The organism is Micromonospora sp. CPCC 205558 (assembly GCF_036902955.1).
Taxonomy (GTDB): domain Bacteria; phylum Actinomycetota; class Actinomycetes; order Mycobacteriales; family Micromonosporaceae; genus Micromonospora.
On the sequence record NZ_JBAKHR010000006.1, the window covers coordinates 135,684 to 155,151 of the forward strand.

The following is a 19,468-nucleotide window of genomic DNA, read 5'->3' on the forward strand; positions in this document are numbered from 1 at the left end:
CGGCCAGAAGTCGTTGACCTGCGGAAACATGCTCCCCAGCCTGTGGAGGAGAATATTTCGGTCGGGCCTGTGACACGATCGTCCCGTACTATCTCCAGCGAACGGCTACACCTGGACAGCGGATGCCGCTTTCGGTTCAGAAGGGTCACACTCCGGCCGTGAATTACCGGGACTGGGGACGCGGCGACAGCAGCCCGCGCGAGCGCCAGCCAACCGCCTCGTGGAGTGAGCGCGCGGCGTCCGTTCCGGTTGATCCGTACGACGAGGACGGGCGCTACCGCACCTCCAGCCGACGGCGTGCGTTGGACCGTGGCCAGGACGAGCCGGTCGACGCCTACCTGCCCCGGTGGGCGTTGGAGTCGGGGGTCCGGCACGCCGACGGCGGTGGCCGCCACGCGGCACCGGACGAGGACGATGACGAGCCCGAGCGGCCGACGTCGGGCACCGGCCGGCGGTCCGCCGAGTCGTGGAGTGCTCAGCGGCGGGGCAGCGAGACGCGTCGGCGAGAGCAGGCGGCGATCGGCCCGGCACCAGACTCGGACCACACCCGGGAGTGGACGCTCGACCGACCGCAGGATCAGGGTTACGCGGGCCGCCGACGGGCCGACGCCGGGGAGGGCGAGCCGGTCTCTGGCGCTGTCTCGGACCGGCGTCCCCGCCGCGCGCCCGCCGGCCGTCCGCAGGTGATCTGGTCGGGCGGGGATGTGGAGTCCACCCCGACCGAGCAGGTGCCGGACCAGGAGCCGAGCCGTCCCAGCCGGCGTAGCCGTCGTGCGGCGGAGGAATCCTGGTCCCGACCGGCGGCCGACCCGTGGGCACGCGGATCGGACCGGGTGGCGGAGCCCGAACCGTCGTACCCGCCGGCGGTGGACCCGTGGGACGCCTCGGGCGTGCACGCGTGGCCGCCTGCGGCCGGCGCGGACGGCGGGGACCTGAGCGAGCAGTGGTCGGCGGTGGAGAGCGTCGGCGGCTGGGAGCGCTCGGACCGCACCGGCCAGTGGGAGCGGGCCGCGATCGAGGATGACCAGTGGGACCGTACGCTGCCTCCGCGCTCGGTGGCGGCTGACGGGGGGCCGAGCCGGGAAGACGGTTTCTGGTCCGGCACTCGGCTGGCCGACGACGACCCGCGTTGGATCGACCCTCCGACGTCGGCCCCCCGGTCTCCGGTGGTCGGCTACACCGCTCCACGACCGCGCAGCGCGCCTGCGCCACGGGCCGCTGTGCCGCGCGCGGGTGCGTCCCGTCGTCGGGCGGACCGGCCGGCGGTGGGAACGGCATCGGTGCGTCAGCGGGTCGAGTCGGCGGCCACGGGTGCCTGGGCCCGCCGCCTGGAGGACGACCTGCTGGACCCGGACCCGGGTGGGTCCGTCCGGCCGCTGTTGTACACGGCGGCCTGTTACCTGGTGCCGGCGATGCTGATCTTCGCCTGGTTGTTGACGTTGGACAGCCAGGCACCGGCTGGTTGTGTGACCGACATCAGCGGGGGTGGGTGCGACTCGGCCCGGTCCCGCGCGTTGGGGTCACTCCTCGCCGGTTCGCCGCGCTTCGGGTTGGCCCTGGTGAGCAGTCTGGTGGTGGCGGCGCTGCTGCGCCGGGTTGGTACGACGTGGCGCTCGGCGACCATCGCGGTTGCCGCCGCGGTGGTGGGCGGTGGCCTCTCCACGGTGCTGATCAGCGCGGTGACGGGCCAGCCCATCGGGTGACCCGTCGGCGGGGCGGGGTCGCCCTGGGCGGGTGGCGGATCGCTGGGCGGGCCATCGGGGCTTCCGGCAGCGCCGGATCGATGACGTACGCACGAAGGGCCCGCACCGATCGCTCGGTGCGGGCCCTTCGTGGTGGTGTTGCGGACGTCAGCCCTGAACGACGTTCAGGTTGAACGACGCGGTCACCTCAGGGTGCAGCTTGATCTTCACCGGGTAGGTGCCGGTCGACTTGATGTGACCGGCCACCTCCAGCCGACGCCGGTCGAGGACCGGGCCGCTGGCCGCCTTGACGGCGTCGACGATCTCGGCCGGGGTGACCGAGCCGAAGAGCCGTCCGCCGTCGCCGGCGCGGACCTTCAGGTTGATCTTGAGACCCTCGAGCTGAGCCTTGACCTCGTTGGCGTGGTCGAGGTCGCGGATCTCGCGGGCCCCACGGGCCCGCTTGATGACCGTGACCTGCTTTTCCGCGCCCTTGGTCCAGGCGATCGCGAAGCCCTGCGGCAGCAGGTAGTTACGGCCGTAGCCGTTCTTGACCTCGACGATGTCGCCTGGGGCACCGAGGCCGGACACTTCCTGAGTCAGGATGATCTTCATATCGGTGCCTCCTCTCAGCGGGTGGTGGCCGTGTACGGCAGGAGCGCCATCTCACGGGCGTTCTTGACCGCACGGGCGATCTGCCGCTGCTGCTGCGAGGTCACGCCGGTCACCCGACGAGCGCGGATCTTGCCGCGATCGGAGATGAACTTGCGCAGCAGCGCGGTGTCCTTGTAATCGATGTAGGCGATCCCGTCCTTGTCGAGCGGGTTCACCTTCTTCTTCGGCTTGCGCAGTGCCGCAGCCTTGGCCGTTGCACGTGCTCCTGGTTTGCGATCGCGAGCGCTAGGCGCCATTAGAACGGTGGCTCCTCGTCAAAATTGGCGCCCGAACCAGCACGCGCGGGAGAGGGAGCGGCCGAAGCCCAGGGGTCGTCGAAGTTGCCTCCGCCGCCACCCTGGTTGCCACCACCACCGCCACCGAAGCCGCCGCCACCGCCGCCGGAGCGGGACATCTTCTGCACCTTCGCCGTGGCGTAGCGCAGCGACGGGCCGATCTCGTCAACCTCAAGCTCGATGACGGTGCGCTTCTCACCCTCGCGGGTCTCGTACGACCGCTGACGCAGCCGGCCCGACACGATCACCCGGGCGCCACGCTGTAGCGACTCGGCAACGTGCTCGGCGGCCTGACGCCAGACGGTGCAAGCGAGGAACAGCGGCTCGCCGTCCTTCCACTCGTTCGACGCCTTGTCCATGAAACGGGGCGTCGAAGCGACTCGGAACTTGGCGACCGCAGCCCCGGAGGGGGTGAACCGCAACTCGGGGTCATCGGTCAGATTGCCGATGACCGTGATGGTGGTGTCTCCTGCCATGACCATCTCCTCGCGCACTCAGCGTCTCGTCGTACAGGCTCTCAGAGCCCTCCGACAGAGTCGCGGAGGCTGATCCGGACGAACCGGGGGTTGGAAGGCTTAGCGCATTTCCGGTCGGATGACCTTGGTGCGCAGCACGGACTCGTTGAGCCGGAGCTGACGGTCCAGCTCGGCCACCGCAGCAGGCGTGGCCTGCAGGTCGATGACGGCGTAGATGCCTTCGGCCTTCTTGTTGATCTCGTACGCGAGGCGCCGGCGGCCCCACACGTCGGTCTTCTCAACCGAGCCACCCGCGGTCCGAATCACGTTCAGGTACGTGTCGAGCGACGGTGCGACGGTGCGCTCCTCGAGACTGGAATCGAGGATGACCATCAGTTCGTAGTGACGCAAGACGTGCTCACCTCCTGTGGGCTAAGCGGCCACGGTCCTTCCGTGGCAGGAGGTCTTGTGTCGCTGCCCGCACGCGCCGAGGGAACCCGGCCGGACGCGGACAACCTGACCAGGATACCCGGTCCGGACGATCATGCCCGGGGTGGTCGGGCCCGGACCCGGACATGTCGGCGGGGGCCCACCTTCCGACCGTCAATCGGCCGGTGGTGGACCCCCGTCTACGAGGCCGCGGGGCGTCCGGTCCGCATTCCTTGGGTGGGACCTGGGGAGGAACGACCACACCGATGAGGTTGGACCGAAGACGCCCCGCGGAGCTTTATCGTGTTGTTATCTGACGATACAACAGCACTCGTACCCTGTCGGGGGGAAAAGCACAATTTTCCGAGATTCGTCGTTGCTCGGTAGCCGCTCTGCGATGGGGTCGCCCCCGCTGCGCCGGGCCGCGCGGCGGGGGTGACCTCGCTGTCGGCCGTCGACCCCCGGTCGCCGGGTGCGACGCGCTCGCGCCGCAGGCGGCACCGGGATGCTGGTCGCCGGTTCAAACCCATCAACGATCGTCGGTCCGTCCGGTGACGCGACACCGCCCCGGCCGTCGCCCCGGCCGTCGGGGTCGCGACGTAGGCTCGCTCGCATGCGTATCGGAGCCCACGTCGATTCGACCGACCCGCTGGCGGAGGCGGCCGCCCGGTCCGCCGACACCGTGCAGTTCTTCCTCTCCGACCCACAGGGTTGGAAGGCGCCCAAGCCTCGCGAAGACGCCGAGCGGCTACGCGCCGCCGAGGTCGACCTGTACGTGCACGCGCCGTACGTCATCAACGTGGCCACCCTCAACAACCGCATCCGGATCCCGAGCCGGAAGCTGCTGCTCGGGCACGCCAACGCGGCCGCCGCCATCGGCGCCAAGGGCCTGATCGTCCACGGTGGGCACGTCAACGCGGGCGACGACCTGGCCGTCGGCTTCGACAACTGGCGCAAGACCTTCGCGTACGCGGCAGACTCCGGCGGTTTCGGCGTGCCGGTCCTGATCGAGAACACCGCTGGCGGCGACAACGCCTGCGCCCGACGGCTGGACGCGCTCGCCCGACTCTGGGACGCCATCGGTGACCACGAGGTCGGCTTCTGCCTGGACACCTGCCACGCGTACGCGGGCGGCGAGGAGCTGCTCGGCCTGGTCGACCGGGTCAAGGCGATCACCGGGCGAATCGACCTGGTGCACGCCAACAACTCCAAGGGGGCCTTCAACTCCGGCCAGGACCGACACGACAACCTCGGCGGCGGGACGATCGACCCGGAGCTCGTGGTGGCCGTGATCCGGGCGGCCGGCGCTCCGGTTGTCGTCGAGACACCGGGTGGGGTGGCCGGCCAGGCCGCCGATATCGACTTTCTGCGTGAGCAACTCGGAGCGGAGAGCCCGGCGGCATGACGAGCGGACAGCCCGGAACCGGCAACACCCGGCCCATCCCCACCGGCGCGGACACCGAGAGCCGACCCGCCGCTCCGGCCGCAGCGGGCACACCCGCCCAGCCGGCTCGCACCTCCGACAAGACCTCCACCGAGAGCACCGAGGCCCCCACGGACCACTCGCCACCGGGCGACGGTGCAACGAGCGGAGCCGCTCCGAGTGGCGACCCCGCGACGAGCGTTCCCGCCAAGGACGCGGCCCGGCGCGGCGACGAGCAGGCCGCCGCCGAGCAGGCCACCACCGAGGGCGGCAGCACAGCCAGTCACAGCACGACCAAGGACAGCACCACCGGTAAGGACAGCACCACCGGTAAGGACAGCACCACCGGTAAGAAGAGCAGCGCGGCCAAGGACAGCGCCGCCGCCAAGGACAGCGACGCGGGGGATGGCGCGACCAAGGGCGACGACCTGGCCAAGGGCGCGAAGGGTGGCGACGCCGACGGTCCGGACAAGGCCGACGGCGAGGCGAAGCCGGTCGGCCCGGAGCGTTGGGAGGCGTTCGCCTCCGCGCCGGAGCCACGGCCCTCCATCTTCAGTCGGGCTGGCCGAGCCGTCGGTCGGTTCCTGATCCACGAGTGGACCCTGGCCACCCTCGCCTCAATGGCACTGGCCGTGCTGATGACCTGGCCGACCCTGCGCTATCCGCGCTACACCCTCCCGCAGGACTACTGGGACCCGAGCCTGCAAGCCTGGCAGATGGCCTGGTCCGGGCACATCCTGCTGGCCGACCCAGCGCGCCTGTGGCAGTCCAACACGTTCTTCCCCGAGCTGTGGAGCTTCGCGTTCTCCGACACGCTGCTCGGCTACGCCCCGGCCGGAATGCTCGGCAGCGGCCCCGAGGACGCCATCCTGCGCTACAACATCATGTTCGTGTTGGCGCACGCGCTCGCCACGCTCGGGGCGTACGCGCTGGCCCGACAGCTCGGGGCCGGCCGGATCGGTGCCGCCGTCGCCGGCGTGAGCTACACCTACGCGCCGTGGCTGCTGGCCCAGGCCGGGCACCTGCACGTGCTCTCCAACGGGGGCATCCCGCTGGCGCTGGCGATGTTGGCACGCGGGCACGGGTGGTCGCTGCGACACGGCTACCGGCCCGAGCGCCGGCACGACGGCTGGGTCTACGCCGGTTGGCTGGTGGCGGCCTGGCAGCTCAGCCTCGGTTTCGGCATCGGGCTGCCGTTCGCGTACTTCCTGGCCGGCACGGTGCTGGTCGCTGCCGTCCTCTTCTTCGCGCGGCGGCTGCGCACCAGGCAGCCCGTTCCGTTCGGTCGCCGGTTGTTCACCGCCGACGTGCTCGGCGGGGTGTTGTTCGCCGGTATTGGTCTGTTGATGGCGTTCCCGTTCTACAAGGTGACCGAGCTGCACCCGTACGCCGAGCGCACCATCGGCGACATCAGCATCTTCTCGCCGCCGGTGTCGGGCTTCGTGACGGCGCCCGCCGAGTCGCGGATCTGGGGTGGGCTGCACGAGGGTGCCCGGGCGGCACTGCCGTGGCATCCGGAGATGACGCTGCTGCCGGGCTTCGTGCTCTACGCGCTCGCCTTGGGTGGGTTGCTCTTCTCGGTCTGGCGGCTGCGGCACCGACTGCTGCTGCTGGCCGGGGTGCTGGTGACGATGGCCTTCGCGATGGGCACCCGGTTCTTCGACGGCACCTTCACCTACGTGCCGCTCTTCGAGCATCTGCCGGGGTGGAGCGGGCTGCGTACCCCGGGGCGGTTGATGCTCTGGACCACGTTGTTGCTCGCCCTGCTGGCGGCGGGCGCGGTCACCGCGCTCACCGACCGGGTCCGCGAGTTGACCGCGCAACGGATTCCGTCGTGGCCGGGGCCGTGGCTGCGGATGGCCACCCTGCTGCCACTGCTGCTGGTCACCGTCGAGGGCCTCAACACCACCCCGCATCCGGTGGTGCCGACCCAGCCGGCCGCGATGCGGTCGGCGGAGGGGCCGATGCTGGTGCTGCCCAGCAATCAGAGCCTGGACCAGCACGTGATGCTCTGGTCGACCAGCGGGTTCCCCGACGTGGTCAACGGCGGTAGCGGCTTCACGCCGCGTCAACTCGACGACGTCCGTCGGGTGAGCCAGTCGTTCCCGGACCAGACGAGCGTCGACTACCTGCGCACGCTCGGTGTCCGCACGGTGGTGTTGCTGCGCGGTCAGATCGCCGGCACACCGTGGGAGATCAACATCGACGCACCTGTCGAGTCGCTCGGCATCGGTCGGCAGGAGGTCGGCGACGCGGTCGTCTATCGGCTCTGAAGCTCTCCATGGGCGGGTTTTCGGGGGAGCCCGCCCGGCTCCGGGCGGTCAGGCTTGATCCCTGCGCCGGGCGGGCTCCCCCGAAAACCCTGACGTGGTTCCTGCCGCGTGCGGCCTGGGGGGTCAGGTGGTGATCACTTCCACGGAGGGTTCGCTTCTCGTGGGGCGGCGCCAGCGGTCTATGCGGATGGCCACCCTGCTGCCACTGCTGCTGGTCACCGTCGAGGGCCTCAACACCACCCCGCATCCGGTGGTGCCGACCCAGCCGGCCGCGATGCGGTCGGCGGAGGGGCCGATGCTGGTGCTGCCCAGCAATCAGAGCCTGGACCAGCACGTGATGCTCTGGTCGACCAGCGGGTTCCCCGACGTGGTCAACGGCGGTAGCGGCTTCACGCCGCGTCAACTCGACGACGTCCGTCGGGTGAGCCAGTCGTTCCCGGACCAGACGAGCGTCGACTACCTGCGCACGCTCGGTGTCCGCACGGTGGTGTTGCTGCGCGGTCAGATCGCCGGCACACCGTGGGAGATCAACATCGACGCACCTGTCGAGTCGCTCGGCATCGGTCGGCAGGAGGTCGGCGACGCGGTCGTCTATCGGCTCTGAAGCTCTCCATGGGCGGGTTTTCGGGGGAGCCCGCCCGGCTCCGGGCGGTCAGGCTTGATCCCTGCGCCGGGCGGGCTCCCCCGAAAACCCTGACGTGGTTCCTGCCGCGTGCGGCCTGGGGGGTCAGGTGGTGATCACTTCCACGGAGGGTTCGCTTCTCGTGGGGCGGCGCCAGCGGTCTATCCAGGGGGCGTCTGGTGCGCCGTCGAAGACGCCGCCGTCCGGGTCGTCCGGGTAGGTGGCCCGCACCGCGTCCTGCTCGGGGTGCAGGATTTCCTTGACCACGAACACGCAGAGCGCCACCACAGTGGCCAGCCGCAACGTCGAGGCCAGCACGAACACGCCCTCCGGGAAGACCGGACGGCTCGTTGCCGCGCCGAGCAGTTCGCCGTAGAAGGCGACGAAGTAGCAGACCTCGGCGATCTGCCAGGCCAGGAACGCGCCCCACTTCGGCCGGGCCAGCACCACAAGCGGGAGCAGCCAGAGGACGAACTGCTGTGACCAGACCTTGCTGAAGATGAGGAACGCCGCCACGACCAGGAAGCCGAGCTGCGCCAGCCGTGGTCGACGCGGTGCCCGCAGCGCCAGCACTGCCACGCCGAGGCAGGCCAGCCCGAACAGCGCGTACGAGAGGGTGTTGAGGGTCGGGATGTTGGCGTTGAGCCACTCGAACGGGCCGAGCTGGGTGGGGTCGTTGCCGACCTTGCCGTCCAGATAACGCCCGATGTACCAGAGCGTGCCCCAGTCGATGGGCCGGGTGGTGTTCAGCTCGAAGAACCGGTCCCAGTTCTCCGGGTACGCCCGTGCGGCCGGTAGGTTCACCAGCACCACGGCCGCGATCGCGGTTCCGACGGCGACAAGCGCGGCACGTACCCGGTCGGCGCGCAGCGCCAGGATGAGGATCGGCCCGAGCAGGAACAGCGGCCAGAGTTTCGCCGCGCCGGCCAGCCCGAGCAGCACGCCGGCCACCGCCGGTCGTTTTCGGGCCCAGGCCAGCAGGCCGAAGGCGGCCAGCCCGATGGCGAGCAGGTCCCAGTTGACGGTGGCGGTGAGCAGCAGGGCCGGGGCCAGTGCGAACAGCGCGGCGTCCCAGGGTCGTCGGCGGCGCAGCGCCAGGATCACCGCCACCGTGGCCACCGCGAGCGCACCCAGCACCAGCGCGTTGAGGTTGTAGAACCACTGGCCCTGGTTGATGCTCGGGTCGTCGACACCGATGGCGTGGACCGGCAGGCCCAGCGCCCCCATGAAGTAGCCGGTCAGCACCGGGTACTCGACCGGGTGGTCGCGGTAGGGCACCTTGCCCTCGTTGAGACCTTCGGCGTAGTACAGGGCGAGGACGTCGGTGTAGCAGAACCGGGTGTACTGCACGTTGTTCTGCCAGGCGCCGTTCTGGCAGGGCGACTTCTGCACCCAGTGCAGCGCGAGCGTGAGGCACACCAGTGCCAGCACGATCCGCACGGCCGTCCAGAAGCGACGCTCCCGACCGGCCGGCCGGTCCAGCGCGGTCGCGTGGTCGCCCAGCGGGCCGCCGATGACGTTGGAGACGCCGCGGACGAACCCGTCGGAGCGAGACGGGTGATCAGTGGTTCCGGCGTCGTCGATGCCGGGCGTCGACTGGGTGCTCATGAAGAGGCATCCTGCCGTACGACAGGGGTGCCCGTCCCGTCCCGGCGCGGAGTTCCGGGTACGAAAACGCCGCCGCCGGCCGGGATCTGTCGTCCGGCCGGCGGCGGCGTCGTGCGATGGTGCGGGTCAGTCCCGGTTGGGTGGCAGGCTGGGCAACAGCCCACCGCCGCCACCTGTTCCGCCGCCACCACCACCGGGGTTGCCACCGGGGTTACCGCCAGGGTTGCCACCGGGGTTACCGCCAGGATTGCCACCGGGGTTACCACCTTGGTTACCGCCGGGGAGGTTGCAGAACAGGTCGATCAGCGGGTTACACCCCCCGCCGGGTGGGGGGGTTGGCGGCGGCGGTGGCGGTGGCGGCTCGCCGTTTCCGGAATCCGGATCGCCGACGTTCGCAGCGGGCGGGAAGTCGACCTTGGGCTTGCCCTTCAACGCCTCGTTCATGAACCGCTCCCAGATGTCGCCCGGGAGGTTTCCACCACTGACCTTACGGCCGTCCTTGAGGAGGAGTGGCTTTCGGTCCCGCACGTTGCCCACCCACACCGCAGTGGCCAACTGTGGTGTGTAACCGATCATCCAGGCGTCGCCGTTGTCCCTGCTGTCACCCTTGAGCTCCCAGGTGCCGGTCTTGGAGGCCGCCTTGCGACCGTCATCGAGCCGGTGGTTGACAGCGGCCGGGTAGTCCTTCAGCACGGACGTCACGTCGTCGACGACGCCCTTGTCGATTCGGCGCTTCGAGTCCAACTTCTCGCTGTAGACCTTGTCCCACTTGCCGGTGGTCGGGTTCTGCTTCTCCACCGAGTAGAGGAAGTGCGCCTTGTTGTAGACGCCCCCGTTGGCGAAGGTGGCAACACCGTTGGCGTGGTCCAGCACGGTGATCGGATACTGGCCGTAGCCGACCACGTTGAAGAACGGCTCCGGCGTGATGTCCTTCGGGTCGGTCTTGGTCAGGTCGTAGGCCTTCGCCGGGTTGGTGTCCGTGCGCCACATGGTGGTGACGCCGGCCTGCTTGGCCATGTCGACGACCTTGTCGGCGCCGATCTCCTCGGTGACGTAGTAGAACGGCACGTTCAGGGACTTGAGCGTGGACACCCTGAGGGTGCAGGAGTTACCGCAGGTGGGGTTGTCGTCGCCCGCGTTGCTGACCTTGAACTCGGTGCCTTCCGGCGTGAAAGCCTTGCCCTTCCACCGGGACTCGAGCGCCTTCTTCGCCTTGAGCGCCGCCGCCAGGGTGTAGATCTTGAAGCTTGAACCGGGCGAGTGACCGCCGCTGATCGCCCCGGTGGAGTCGGTGTTCTTACCGGCATAGTCGGTGCCGGTGCCGTTGTCACCGCCGTAGTAGGCGACCACCCGACCGTTGGTGGGGTCGATCGCCACCACCGCGGCCATGATGTTGCTTCGCTGGCCGGCCACTTCGGAGCCCTTGGACTTGCGCTGGGCCGTCGCGACCGCCGCCGCCTGGATCTTGGTGTCCACGGTGGTGCGGATCCGGTAACCGCCGGCCATCAGCGCCTGGGAGCACGACGGCTTGGCATCCGTCGCCTCCGTGTCCTTCTCGACGCAGATGCCCCTGTCCCGCATCTCCTGCCGGACGTAGTTGATGACGTTGCCGTACGGCGTGTCGACGCCGAAGTCGACGCCGATGCCGCCCTTCTTCGGGGACTTGATGCTCTTGGGGTAGGCGGCCGGCCGCTCCGGCTTGCCGGCCACACCGAGCCAGCCCTCCTTGACCATGCCGTCGATCACGTAGTTCCAGCGGTCCTGGGCTGCGGTCGGGTTGACCGCCGGGTCGTACCCCTGGTGGGTGGAGCTGGGTTCTGGCTGCTTGATCAGGGCCGCGAGCACCGCACCCTCGCCCGGGTCGAGCTTGCTCACCGACTTGCCGAAGTAGGTCTGCGCCGCGGCCTCGATGCCGTAGGCACCCCGGCCGAAGTAGATCACGTTGAGGTAGTGCTGCATGATCTGCGGCTTCGTGTACTCGTCGTTGAGCTTGGAGGCGAAGATCGCCTCCTTCACCTTCCGGGCGTACGTGTCGTCCTTCAGGTTGTCGTAGGCGTTGCGCGCGTACTGCTGGGTGATGGTGGAGGCACCCTGCTTGTCGCCGCCGGAGAGGTTGTTCCAGCCGGCACGGGCGATGCCCTTGTAGTCCACACCGGAGTGCCGGTAGAAGTTCCGGTCCTCGGCCGCGGCCACCGCGTTCTGCACGTACTCCGGAATCTGGTTGATGGTGACCAGCGTCCGGTTCTGATCGCCCACCTTGGCGATGATCGTCTTGTTGTCGAACGCGTACAGGGTGGTCGCCTGCGGCGGCGTGATCTCGTCTGGAAGCACCACGCTGGTCGAGTAGTAGGTGAACCCGACCACGCCGATGCCGGCGAGCATGATGAAGACGGCGAACCCGGCGATCAGCAGGTTCATCCGCTTGCGCTTCTTTGCCCGCGCCGCAGCGCCCGAGTCACCCGGACCACGACCGCCGCGACCGAAACCGCCCGGCCCTCCCGGCCCTCCGGGGCCGCCTGGCCCGCCCGGCCCACCGGAGACCGGCGAGACGCTCGCCCGAGCGACCGCCGCGCGACCACCGACCGACGCGGAGCCGACGCTGGCCCGACCCGCCGAGGCGGTGCCGACCGAGGCGGCTCCAACGGCGGCGGCTCCGACGGCGGCTCGACCTGCCGGTGCGCCCGGCGCCGGGGAGACGGGCACCGAGGCCCGACCGGCGCCAGCGCGACCAGCGGCCACACCCGGTGCCGGCGACACCGGCACCGAGGCCCGTCCGGCCCGTCCGGTAGCTGCCGACCCCACCGAGGCGGATCCGGCGGCGGCACCACCATGCGCCGGCACCGAGGCCGAACCACCGACGGTGGCCCGACCACCGGACGCCCGTGGTGTCACCGAGGCCCGACCCGGGGTTGCCGCGCCGCCGCCTGAGGCAGACCAGCCGGTCCCGCCGGAGTCACCGCCGGGGCGGCGGTACGCGTCGTCCGCGCCCGGTCCGGGGTCACCGTCTGGACCCGAGTGCTGGGTCCGTCCGCGCGCAGAACTGGGATCGCCGTACGAGTTCATTCCTCACACCCTGCCGGTCGCGGTGGGGCGCAACTGCGCCGCCACCGGGTTGCCGTGAGTTGCTTCACCCTGGATGCCGGCACGAGGGTGCCCGCCAACCGGGTTCATTGCCGTATCAATCGGGCCAATCGGACCTACAAGCGGTCGACCGCCCCGGGTTCCGTCTGCGGCCCCGGGGCCGGTACAACCAGCTGAGATCACCGTTGCGCCTCTCGCCTCCGCCGACCGGCGCCTTCGGCGCCCGCCGCGTCCTGCTCGCTGGTGCCGTCACTGTCGCCGGACAGACCGTCCCGGCCGAGCAGGTACTGCTCGACGAGATGGTTCCAGTCACAGCCGAGGCACACCTCCACCACGAAGACCTGGAACTCACGCAGCGTCATCGCCAGCACGGGCAACTCGGCCAGTGTCCGTGCCTGCCCGGCGGACTGCTTGAGTTCGTCACCGTAAATGTAGTGGACGAGGGTCAGGTTTTCGCTGCGGCAGATCGGGCAACGCCGGTCGGTCGGCTCGCCGTGGAACCGAGCGGCGTTCTTCAGGTACGGCGACGCGTCGCAGACGTCGTACGTGCCGACTCGGCCAGCCAGGAGCTCACGCAGCACCGCTCGCTTCTGAAGCGAGTAGTCGACGACCTGGCGCTGCGTACGCATGCGGAGAAGGGTACGCGGTCCGGCCCGAGCAGGCGACCGCGCTCACAATCCGTGACGACGGCATCTCGGAACGGGGGTTTGCCCCGGCCCTCCCAACCCGCTAACGTGCGATGTATCGGTCCGATACATCGCGGCGGTTATCGCTCCACGCCGGAGGGTAAAGAGAGGGTGGCCCGTGCTTGAGTTCGCCATCCTCGGCCTCCTGCAGGAGTCTCCGATGCACGGCTATGAGCTGCGCAAGGAGCTGACCGCCAAACTCGGCGCGATCCGGGCGGCGATCAGCTACGGCTCGCTCTATCCCACGTTACGCAGGCTGCAGGCGGCGGGATGGATCACCGAAGCTGCTGAGACGCCCGCCACTGCCGAGGAGGTTCCCGCGTTGACCAGCCGACGAGGTCGGGTGGTCTACAAAATCACCGCGGAAGGCAAGGAACGCTTCGCCCAGCTGATCGCACAGGCCGGGCCCGAGACGTACGACGACACGGGCTTCGGGGTGCACTTCGCGTTCTTCGCCCGGACCGACCAGGCGACCCGACTGCGCATTCTGGAGGGTCGCCGCCGCAAGATCGAGGAGCGTCGCGAAGGGCTTCGTGACGTGCTGGGCCGGGCGGCCGAGCGCCTCGACGCTTACACGCTGGAACTGCAGCGCCACGGCCTTGATGCCTGTGAGCGCGAGGTCCGCTGGCTGGAGGAGCTCATCGCCAACGAGCGCTCCGGCCGAGCCCCGACGGTCCCGAACATCGGGACAGCCGGCGGCCGACGAGAAGACAACAGCCCGCCTCCGCCTGGAGAGACCAGGAATGAGCGGCCGTGACAGAAAAGAAGGAGGCAGACGCTATGGGCTCCGTCCGCGTCGCCATCGTCGGTGTGGGTAACTGCGCCTCGTCCCTGGTTCAGGGCGTCGAGTACTACCGGAACGCCAACCCGAACGACCGCGTCCCGGGTCTCATGCACGTCGCCTTCGGCGACTACCACGTCAACGCCGTGGAGTTCGTCGCGGCATTCGACGTGGACGCCAAGAAGGTGGGCATGGACCTCGCGGAGGCGATCGTCGCCAGCGAGAACAACACCATCAAGCTCTGTGACGTGCCGCCGACCGGCGTCACCGTGCAGCGCGGTCCGACCTTCGACGGTCTGGGCCAGTACTACCGCGAGATCGTCGAGGAGTCGGACGCCACCCCGGTCGACGTGGCGCAGGCGCTGCGCGACGCGCAGGTCGACGTCGTCGTCTGCTACCTGCCGGTCGGCTCCGAGCAGGCCGCCAAGTTCTACGCCCAGGCCGCGATCGACGCCGGCTGCGCGTTCGTCAACGCCCTGCCGGTCTTCATCGCCTCCGACCCGGAGTGGGCCCAGAAGTTCACCGACGCTGGCCTGCCGATCGTCGGTGACGACATCAAGAGCCAGGTCGGCGCCACCATCGTGCACCGCGCCCTCGCGAAGCTCTTCGAGGACCGCGGCGTCGAGCTGCTGCGCACGTACCAGCTCAACTTCGGCGGCAACATGGACTTCATGAACATGCTGGAGCGCAAGCGGCTGGTCTCGAAGAAGATCTCGAAGACCCAGTCGGTCACCTCGCAGATCCCGCACGAGATGAGCAAGAGCGACGTGCACATCGGCCCGTCGGACCACGTGCCGTGGCTGGACGACCGCAAGTGGGCGTACATCCGCCTGGAGGGTCGCTCGTTCGGTGACACCCCCCTCAACGCCGAGCTCAAGCTCGAGGTGTGGGACTCCCCGAACTCGGCCGGCGTCATCATCGACGCGGTCCGGGCCGCGAAGATCGCCCTGGACCGAAAGATCGGCGGCCCGATCCTGTCGGCCTCGTCGTACTTCATGAAGTCCCCGCCGGTGCAGTACGCCGACCACGACGCCCACCAGGCCGTCGAGGAGTTCATCGCCGGTGAGGTCGCGCGCTGACGCGCTGAGTCACCAAGCATGTCGAAGGGCCAGGTCCGTGCGGACCTGGCCCTTCGACGTGGGTCCTTCCCAAGGCGTCCCAGGGGGCGTCGCGGAACGGGTCAGGACCAGGCGTGTCGCAGCGCGACCCCGGCCTCCAACTCCAACAGCTTGACCTTGCGGGGCAGGCCCCCACCGAAACCGACCAGCTTGCCGCCCGCGCCGACGATCCGGTGACACGGCACGATCACCGGGATCGGATTGCGGTTGCAGGCCACTCCCACCGCCCGCGCCGCCCCGGGATCGCCGACCAGGCGCGCCACCTCGCCGTACGTCAGCGTCTCCCCGTACGGGATCTGCGTCATCTCCCGCCACACCGCGCGCTCGAAGTCGGAGCCGCGCGGCACCGACACCGGGACGGAGAACCCGGTCAACTCACCGGCGAAGTACGCCCGCAGCTCGTTGACGGCCTGCCGGGGCAGCCCGTGGTCGGGCTCGTCGAACGCTGCGTCGACCCGGCCGAAATGCGCACCGCAGACGCTGGTGCCGTCGGTGGCGACGGAGAACTCGCCGATCGGTGAGTCGAGCACGGTCCAGCGCATCAGCCCATTCTCCCCGACCCGGACGACGTTGCCGGCACGGCTACCGGCGTCGGGCCGAACGCCACTCCCCGGCGGCGCGGATCGCCTCCGCGGCCGCCTCGCGACGGGCCGTTCGTCGTTGCGCGGCGTCGATACCGTGCAGGTCGTGGCAACGGGGACGCTCATTTTTCTGATCATCGGCGGGGCGGGCATCGGTGTGCTCGCGCTCGCCCTGCTCGGCACCGAGCTGCTCCACTTCGGGCACGCCGACGTGGACGGGCCGATCTCGGTCGAGACGGTCGCCGGCTTCGCCGGTGCTTTCGGGTTCGGCGCGGCAATCGTCAACGAACTGCTCGGTGCGCGTACCCCCGGCATGATCGTCGGGGCGGTGGCCGGCGGTGTGCTCGCGGCCGTGCCCACCGGCTGGTTGGCGTCCCGGCTGAGCCGGGCGGCGCGGAACATGCGCACCGACCCCACCCCCACCCGGGACGACCTGGTCGGCGCGCTCGGCCTGGTCGTCACCCCGGTGCCGGCCGACGGGTACGGCGAGGTCCGCATCCGCCTCGCCGGCCAACCGGTCAAGCTCAGCGCCCGCGCGGACCAGCCGATCCCGATCGGCGCCCAGGTCTTCGTCGTGCAGGCGCTCAGCGAGACCAGTGTGCACGTAGAGACCTACTGACCCCCTCAAAGACGGGACTCCTTTATATGGCCCTCCTCATCGCCATCGGTGGCGCGGTCGTCCTCGTGCTCATCCTGGTGTTCTTCGTGCTCTCCCGGATCAAGGTCGCCGGCCCGAACGAGGCGTTCATCGTCACCGGTCGCAAGGGCCGCACCACGCAGACGGCCGACGGTGGGCGGTCCACCGACACCTCCGGGCAGAAGGTCGTGCTGGGCGCCTCGGTCTTCGTCCTGCCGGTGGTGCAGAAGCTCCAGTCGCTCGACCTGTCCAGCCGGCGGATCGACGTCGGCATCCGGGGCGCTGTGAGCAAGCAGGGCATCCGCGCCGACCTGCACGGCGTGGCGATCGTCAAGGTCGGCGGCACCGAGGACGCGATCCGGGCCGCCGCCCAGCGGTTCCTGCACCAGCAGGACGAGATCGACAACTTCACCCGGGAGGTGCTGGCCGGCGCGCTGCGCTCGATCGTCGGCCGGCTCACCGTCGAAGAGGTCATCCGGGACCGGGCGGCGTTTGCCAGCGCGGTCGCCGAGGAGGCCGAGCACTCGATGACCAACCAGGGTCTGGTGCTGGACACCTTCCAGCTCCAGGACATCCTCGCCGAAGGCTCATACCTGCAGGACCTGGGCCGACCCGAGGCCGCCCGGGTGCTCAAGGACGCGGCGATCGCCGAGGCGCGGGCTCGGCAGCAGGCCGAGCAGGAGCGGCTGCTCGCCGAGGAGGCCATCGCCGAGGCGAACCGCAACCTGGCCCTCAAGCAGGCCGGCATCCAGGCCGAAATCGATGCGGCGAAGGCGAAGTCCGCGGCGGCCGGGCCGCTCGCCCAGGCCGAACGGGACCAGGCGATCCTCTCCGAGCAGCAGAAGGTGGCCGAGCGCAACGCCGAACTCAAGCAGCGCCAACTCGACACCGAGGTTCGCAAGCCGGCCGACGCCGCCCGATACAAGGTGGAGCAGGAGGCCGAGGCGTCCCGCAACGCGGCGGTGCTGCACGCGGACGCACAGCGGCAGTCGGTCATCGCCGCCGCGCAGGCTTCCGCCGAACAGGCCCGGCTCACCGGTGAGGGCGAGCGGGCCCGGCGGGCCGCACTCGCCGAGGCGAACGCCATCGAAGGCGCCAAGGAGGGTGAGGCCGAGCAGCGCCGGCGCTCCGCCATCGCCGAGGCGGTGGAGCGGGAAGGTCAGGCCGAGGCCGCGGCCATCCTGGCGAAGGGTGAGGCCGAGGCGGACGCGATGGCGCGCAAGGCCGAGGCTTTCGCCGCGTACGGCGAGGCGGCCGTGCTGGACCTGCTGGTCAAGGTGCTCCCGCAGGTCGTCGAGGCGGCCAGTGCGCCGATCGGGGCGATCGACAAGATGACAGTGATCTCCACCGACGGCGCGTCGTCGCTCACCAAGTCGGTGGCCGGCAACGTGGCCCAGGGGCTCCAGCTCGGCAGCGACCTCACCGGGATCGACCTGCCCGGCCTGCTGGCACGGCTCGGGGCGGCGTCCACCCCGACCGGCAACGGCACGCCAGCCGTAGAAACCCGCTAATCCCCACCCACCCGAACCCCACCCACCCCACCCCGCCCCACCGATCTTGCGGTTTCTGCTGCGACATAACTAGACATTCCACTCATGTCGCCAGCAGGAATTGCAAGATCGCGCGGGTGGGGAGGGCGGGGTGGGGTGGGGGGCTAGCTGATCAGGCCCTCGGCGCGAGCCCAGCGCAGCAACTCCGCCTCGGCGGCGTCACGGTCCAGTGGGCCGTGTTCGAGGCGCTGCTCCTTGAGGTGCTTCCATGCGCGCCCGACCACCGGCCCCGGCGGTACGCCGAGCAGCTCCATGATCGCGTTGCCGTCCAGGTCGGGTCGGACCCGCGCCAGGTCCTCCTCGGCGGCGATCCGGGCGATCCGATCCTCCAGCGCGTCGTAGTCGGCAGCGAGTTGGGCCGCCTTGCGCCGGTTACGGGTCGTGCAGTCCGAACGGGTCAGCTTGTGCAGGCGGGGCAGCAGGTCACCGGCATCGGCGACGTAGCGGCGCACCGCCGAGTCGGTCCACTCGCCGCGCCCGTACCCGTAGAAGCGCAGGTGCAGCGCGACCAGCGCGGTCACCTTCGCGGTGACCTCCTTCGGGTACCGCATCGCCTTCATCCGGGCCTTGGTCAGCCGGGCACCGACCACCTCGTGGTGGTGGAAGCTGACCCGGCCGTCGGACCCGACCGCCTTCGTCGCCGGCTTGCCCACGTCGTGCAGGAGTGCGGCCATCCGCAGGATGAAGTCGCAGCCCTCCTCCTCGTACGAGACCGCGTTCTCGACGACCGTCAGGGTGTGCTCGTAGACGTCCTTGTGCTGGGCGTGCTCGTCGATCTCCAGCTTCAGCCCGGTCAGCTCCGGCAGGAACCGCTCGGCCAGCCCGGTGTCGACAAGCAGCCGCAGCCCGGTGATCGGGTCGGCGCCGCAGAGCAGCTTGGTGAACTCGTCGCGGATCCGCTCGGCGGTGATCCGGTCCAGGTCGGCGGCCATCTCGGTCATCGCCAGGTGCACGTCGGGGTGCACGGCGAACCGCAGCTGCGCCGCGAACCGGGCGGCCCGCAGCATCCGCAGCGGGTCGTCGCCGAACGACTCACCCGGCGTGCTCGGGGTACGGATCACCTTGGCCGAGAGATCGTCCAGCCCGCCGTGGGGGTCGGTGAACCGGTGGTCCGGCAGGCTGACCGCCATCGCGTTGATGGTGAAGTCACGCCGCTTCAGGTCCTCGTCGAGGCTGGTGCCGTACACCACCACCGGGTTGCGGCTGACCTGGTCGTACGACTCCGCGCGGAAGGTGGTGATCTCCAGCCGGAGGCCGTCGCGCTGAGCGCCGATGGTGCCGAACTCCCGGCCGGTCTCCCAGATCGACTCGGCCCAGCCCTTGATGATCCGCAGGGTCTCGTCGGGGTGCGCGTCGGTGCAGAAGTCGAGGTCGTCCCCGAGTCGACCGAGCAGGGCATCCCGCACCGAACCGCCCACCAGGTGCAGTTCGTGACCGGCGCGGACAAAGCGACGGCCCAACTCGTCGGCGACCGGGGACACCCGGAGCAGTTCGGCGACGGCGTTGCGCTGCGCGGCGGTGAGTTCGCGGCGGTCGGCGGCGTGAGGAGCGGAGGCTTCGGACATGGGATCGCCAGCTTATCGGGCCGGGGT

The 19,468-nt window shown here is 70.0% G+C and carries 16 protein-coding genes and 1 pseudogene; 8 read left to right on the forward strand and 9 right to left on the reverse strand.

Annotated elements, in window-relative coordinates; genetic code table 11:
* Positions 1-158 precede the first annotated feature (158 nt).
* Positions 159-1,703: a hypothetical protein gene (locus tag V6U86_RS07975; protein ID WP_334500235.1), complete on the forward strand. Its 1,545-nt coding sequence runs from the start codon at positions 159-161 to the stop codon at positions 1,701-1,703.
* 147 nt (positions 1,704-1,850) lie between these two features.
* On the opposite strand, the gene rplI is transcribed toward V6U86_RS07975, so the two are convergent.
* The 4 genes from rplI to rpsF all read right to left on the reverse strand — a co-directional run bounded on the left by rplI (position 1,851) and on the right by rpsF (position 3,498).
* Positions 1,851-2,297 carry a 50S ribosomal protein L9 gene (gene rplI / locus V6U86_RS07980; protein ID WP_334500238.1) on the reverse strand — a complete coding sequence of 149 codons (447 nt, stop codon included), beginning with the start codon at positions 2,295-2,297 and terminating at the stop codon, positions 1,851-1,853.
* 14 nt (positions 2,298-2,311) lie between these two features.
* Positions 2,312-2,593 carry a 30S ribosomal protein S18 gene (gene rpsR, locus V6U86_RS07985; RefSeq protein WP_051723758.1) on the reverse strand — a complete coding sequence of 94 codons (282 nt, stop codon included), beginning with the start codon at positions 2,591-2,593 and terminating at the stop codon, positions 2,312-2,314.
* Positions 2,593-3,126 (reverse strand): single-stranded DNA-binding protein, encoded by a 534-nt coding sequence (locus V6U86_RS07990; RefSeq protein ID WP_030331808.1) that lies wholly within the window; start codon positions 3,124-3,126, stop codon positions 2,593-2,595. Before V6U86_RS07990 ends, rpsR begins: the two co-directional genes overlap by 1 nt.
* An 81-nt stretch (positions 3,127-3,207) precedes the next feature.
* The gene (gene rpsF / locus V6U86_RS07995; RefSeq protein WP_036391391.1) at positions 3,208-3,498 is read right to left on the reverse strand and encodes a 30S ribosomal protein S6; all 291 of its coding nucleotides are present in this window, start codon (positions 3,496-3,498) and stop codon (positions 3,208-3,210) included.
* A 631-nt stretch (positions 3,499-4,129) separates the two neighbouring features.
* On the opposite strand from rpsF, the gene V6U86_RS08000 reads away from it, so the two are divergent.
* From V6U86_RS08000 to V6U86_RS08010, 3 genes and pseudogenes are all read left to right on the forward strand, one after another.
* Positions 4,130-4,921, forward strand: coding sequence for a deoxyribonuclease IV (locus V6U86_RS08000; protein ID WP_334500260.1), 792 nt, complete (start codon positions 4,130-4,132; stop codon positions 4,919-4,921).
* Complete coding sequence (locus tag V6U86_RS08005; protein WP_334500262.1) at positions 4,918-7,212, forward strand: hypothetical protein; 2,295 nt, start codon at positions 4,918-4,920, stop codon at positions 7,210-7,212. Before V6U86_RS08000 ends, V6U86_RS08005 begins: the two co-directional genes overlap by 4 nt.
* 181 nt (positions 7,213-7,393) lie before the next feature.
* Positions 7,394-7,816 (forward strand): annotated as a pseudogene (locus tag V6U86_RS08010) (hypothetical protein); the annotation flags it as partial.
* Positions 7,817-7,939: 123 nt separating this feature from the next.
* Here V6U86_RS08010 and V6U86_RS08015 read toward each other — a convergent pair.
* The 3 genes from V6U86_RS08015 to V6U86_RS08025 all read right to left on the reverse strand — a co-directional run bounded on the left by V6U86_RS08015 (position 7,940) and on the right by V6U86_RS08025 (position 13,152).
* Positions 7,940-9,442, reverse strand: a complete 1,503-nt coding sequence (locus V6U86_RS08015; protein WP_334500264.1) for a glycosyltransferase family 87 protein — start codon at positions 9,440-9,442, stop codon at positions 7,940-7,942.
* 126 nt (positions 9,443-9,568) lie between these two features.
* Entirely contained in the window at positions 9,569-12,505 is a 2,937-nt protein-coding gene (locus tag V6U86_RS08020) for a transglycosylase domain-containing protein (protein WP_334500266.1), read from the reverse strand.
* A gap of 197 nt (positions 12,506-12,702) precedes the next feature.
* Entirely contained in the window at positions 12,703-13,152 is a 450-nt protein-coding gene (locus tag V6U86_RS08025) for a DUF5318 domain-containing protein (RefSeq protein WP_334500268.1), read from the reverse strand.
* 175 nt (positions 13,153-13,327) lie between these two features.
* Here V6U86_RS08025 and V6U86_RS08030 point away from each other — a divergent pair, with 175 nt between their 5' ends.
* Positions 13,328-13,966 (forward strand): PadR family transcriptional regulator, encoded by a 639-nt coding sequence (locus V6U86_RS08030; RefSeq protein WP_030331823.1) that lies wholly within the window; start codon positions 13,328-13,330, stop codon positions 13,964-13,966.
* Positions 13,967-13,989: 23 nt separating this feature from the next.
* Positions 13,990-15,069 carry an inositol-3-phosphate synthase gene (locus V6U86_RS08035; protein WP_030331825.1) on the forward strand — a complete coding sequence of 360 codons (1,080 nt, stop codon included), beginning with the start codon at positions 13,990-13,992 and terminating at the stop codon, positions 15,067-15,069.
* Between the two features lie 101 nt (positions 15,070-15,170).
* On the opposite strand, the gene V6U86_RS08040 is transcribed toward V6U86_RS08035, so the two are convergent.
* Positions 15,171-15,650, reverse strand: a complete 480-nt coding sequence (locus tag V6U86_RS08040) for a methylated-DNA--[protein]-cysteine S-methyltransferase (RefSeq protein WP_334500276.1) — start codon at positions 15,648-15,650, stop codon at positions 15,171-15,173.
* Positions 15,651-15,786: 136 nt separating this feature from the next.
* Between V6U86_RS08040 and V6U86_RS08045 the strand changes: the two genes are divergently transcribed.
* Entirely contained in the window at positions 15,787-16,308 is a 522-nt protein-coding gene (locus V6U86_RS08045) for a hypothetical protein (RefSeq protein ID WP_334500278.1), read from the forward strand.
* Between the two features lie 26 nt (positions 16,309-16,334).
* Entirely contained in the window at positions 16,335-17,837 is a 1,503-nt protein-coding gene (locus tag V6U86_RS08050; protein WP_334500280.1) for a flotillin family protein, read from the forward strand.
* A 143-nt stretch (positions 17,838-17,980) separates the two neighbouring features.
* Here V6U86_RS08050 and V6U86_RS08055 read toward each other — a convergent pair whose 3' ends face one another.
* The gene (locus tag V6U86_RS08055; protein WP_334500282.1) at positions 17,981-19,441 is read right to left on the reverse strand and encodes a CCA tRNA nucleotidyltransferase; all 1,461 of its coding nucleotides are present in this window, start codon (positions 19,439-19,441) and stop codon (positions 17,981-17,983) included.
* Positions 19,442-19,468: the final 27 nt, after the last annotated feature.

Coding starts and splice junctions, on each gene's coding strand:
- rplI (WP_334500238.1), bottom strand. CDS start 2,297: ATGAAGATCATCCTGACTCAGGAAGTGTCCGGCCTCGGTGCCCCAGGC.
- rpsR (WP_051723758.1), bottom strand. CDS start 2,593: ATGGCGCCTAGCGCTCGCGATCGCAAACCAGGAGCACGTGCAACGGCC.
- V6U86_RS08000 (WP_334500260.1), top strand. CDS start 4,130: ATGCGTATCGGAGCCCACGTCGATTCGACCGACCCGCTGGCGGAGGCG.
- V6U86_RS08005 (WP_334500262.1), top strand. CDS start 4,918: ATGACGAGCGGACAGCCCGGAACCGGCAACACCCGGCCCATCCCCACC.
- V6U86_RS08015 (WP_334500264.1), bottom strand. CDS start 9,442: ATGAGCACCCAGTCGACGCCCGGCATCGACGACGCCGGAACCACTGAT.
- V6U86_RS08020 (WP_334500266.1), bottom strand. CDS start 12,505: ATGAACTCGTACGGCGATCCCAGTTCTGCGCGCGGACGGACCCAGCAC.
- V6U86_RS08025 (WP_334500268.1), bottom strand. CDS start 13,152: ATGCGTACGCAGCGCCAGGTCGTCGACTACTCGCTTCAGAAGCGAGCG.
- V6U86_RS08035 (WP_030331825.1), top strand. CDS start 13,990: ATGGGCTCCGTCCGCGTCGCCATCGTCGGTGTGGGTAACTGCGCCTCG.
- V6U86_RS08040 (WP_334500276.1), bottom strand. CDS start 15,650: ATGCGCTGGACCGTGCTCGACTCACCGATCGGCGAGTTCTCCGTCGCC.
- V6U86_RS08050 (WP_334500280.1), top strand. CDS start 16,335: ATGGCCCTCCTCATCGCCATCGGTGGCGCGGTCGTCCTCGTGCTCATC.
- V6U86_RS08055 (WP_334500282.1), bottom strand. CDS start 19,441: ATGTCCGAAGCCTCCGCTCCTCACGCCGCCGACCGCCGCGAACTCACC.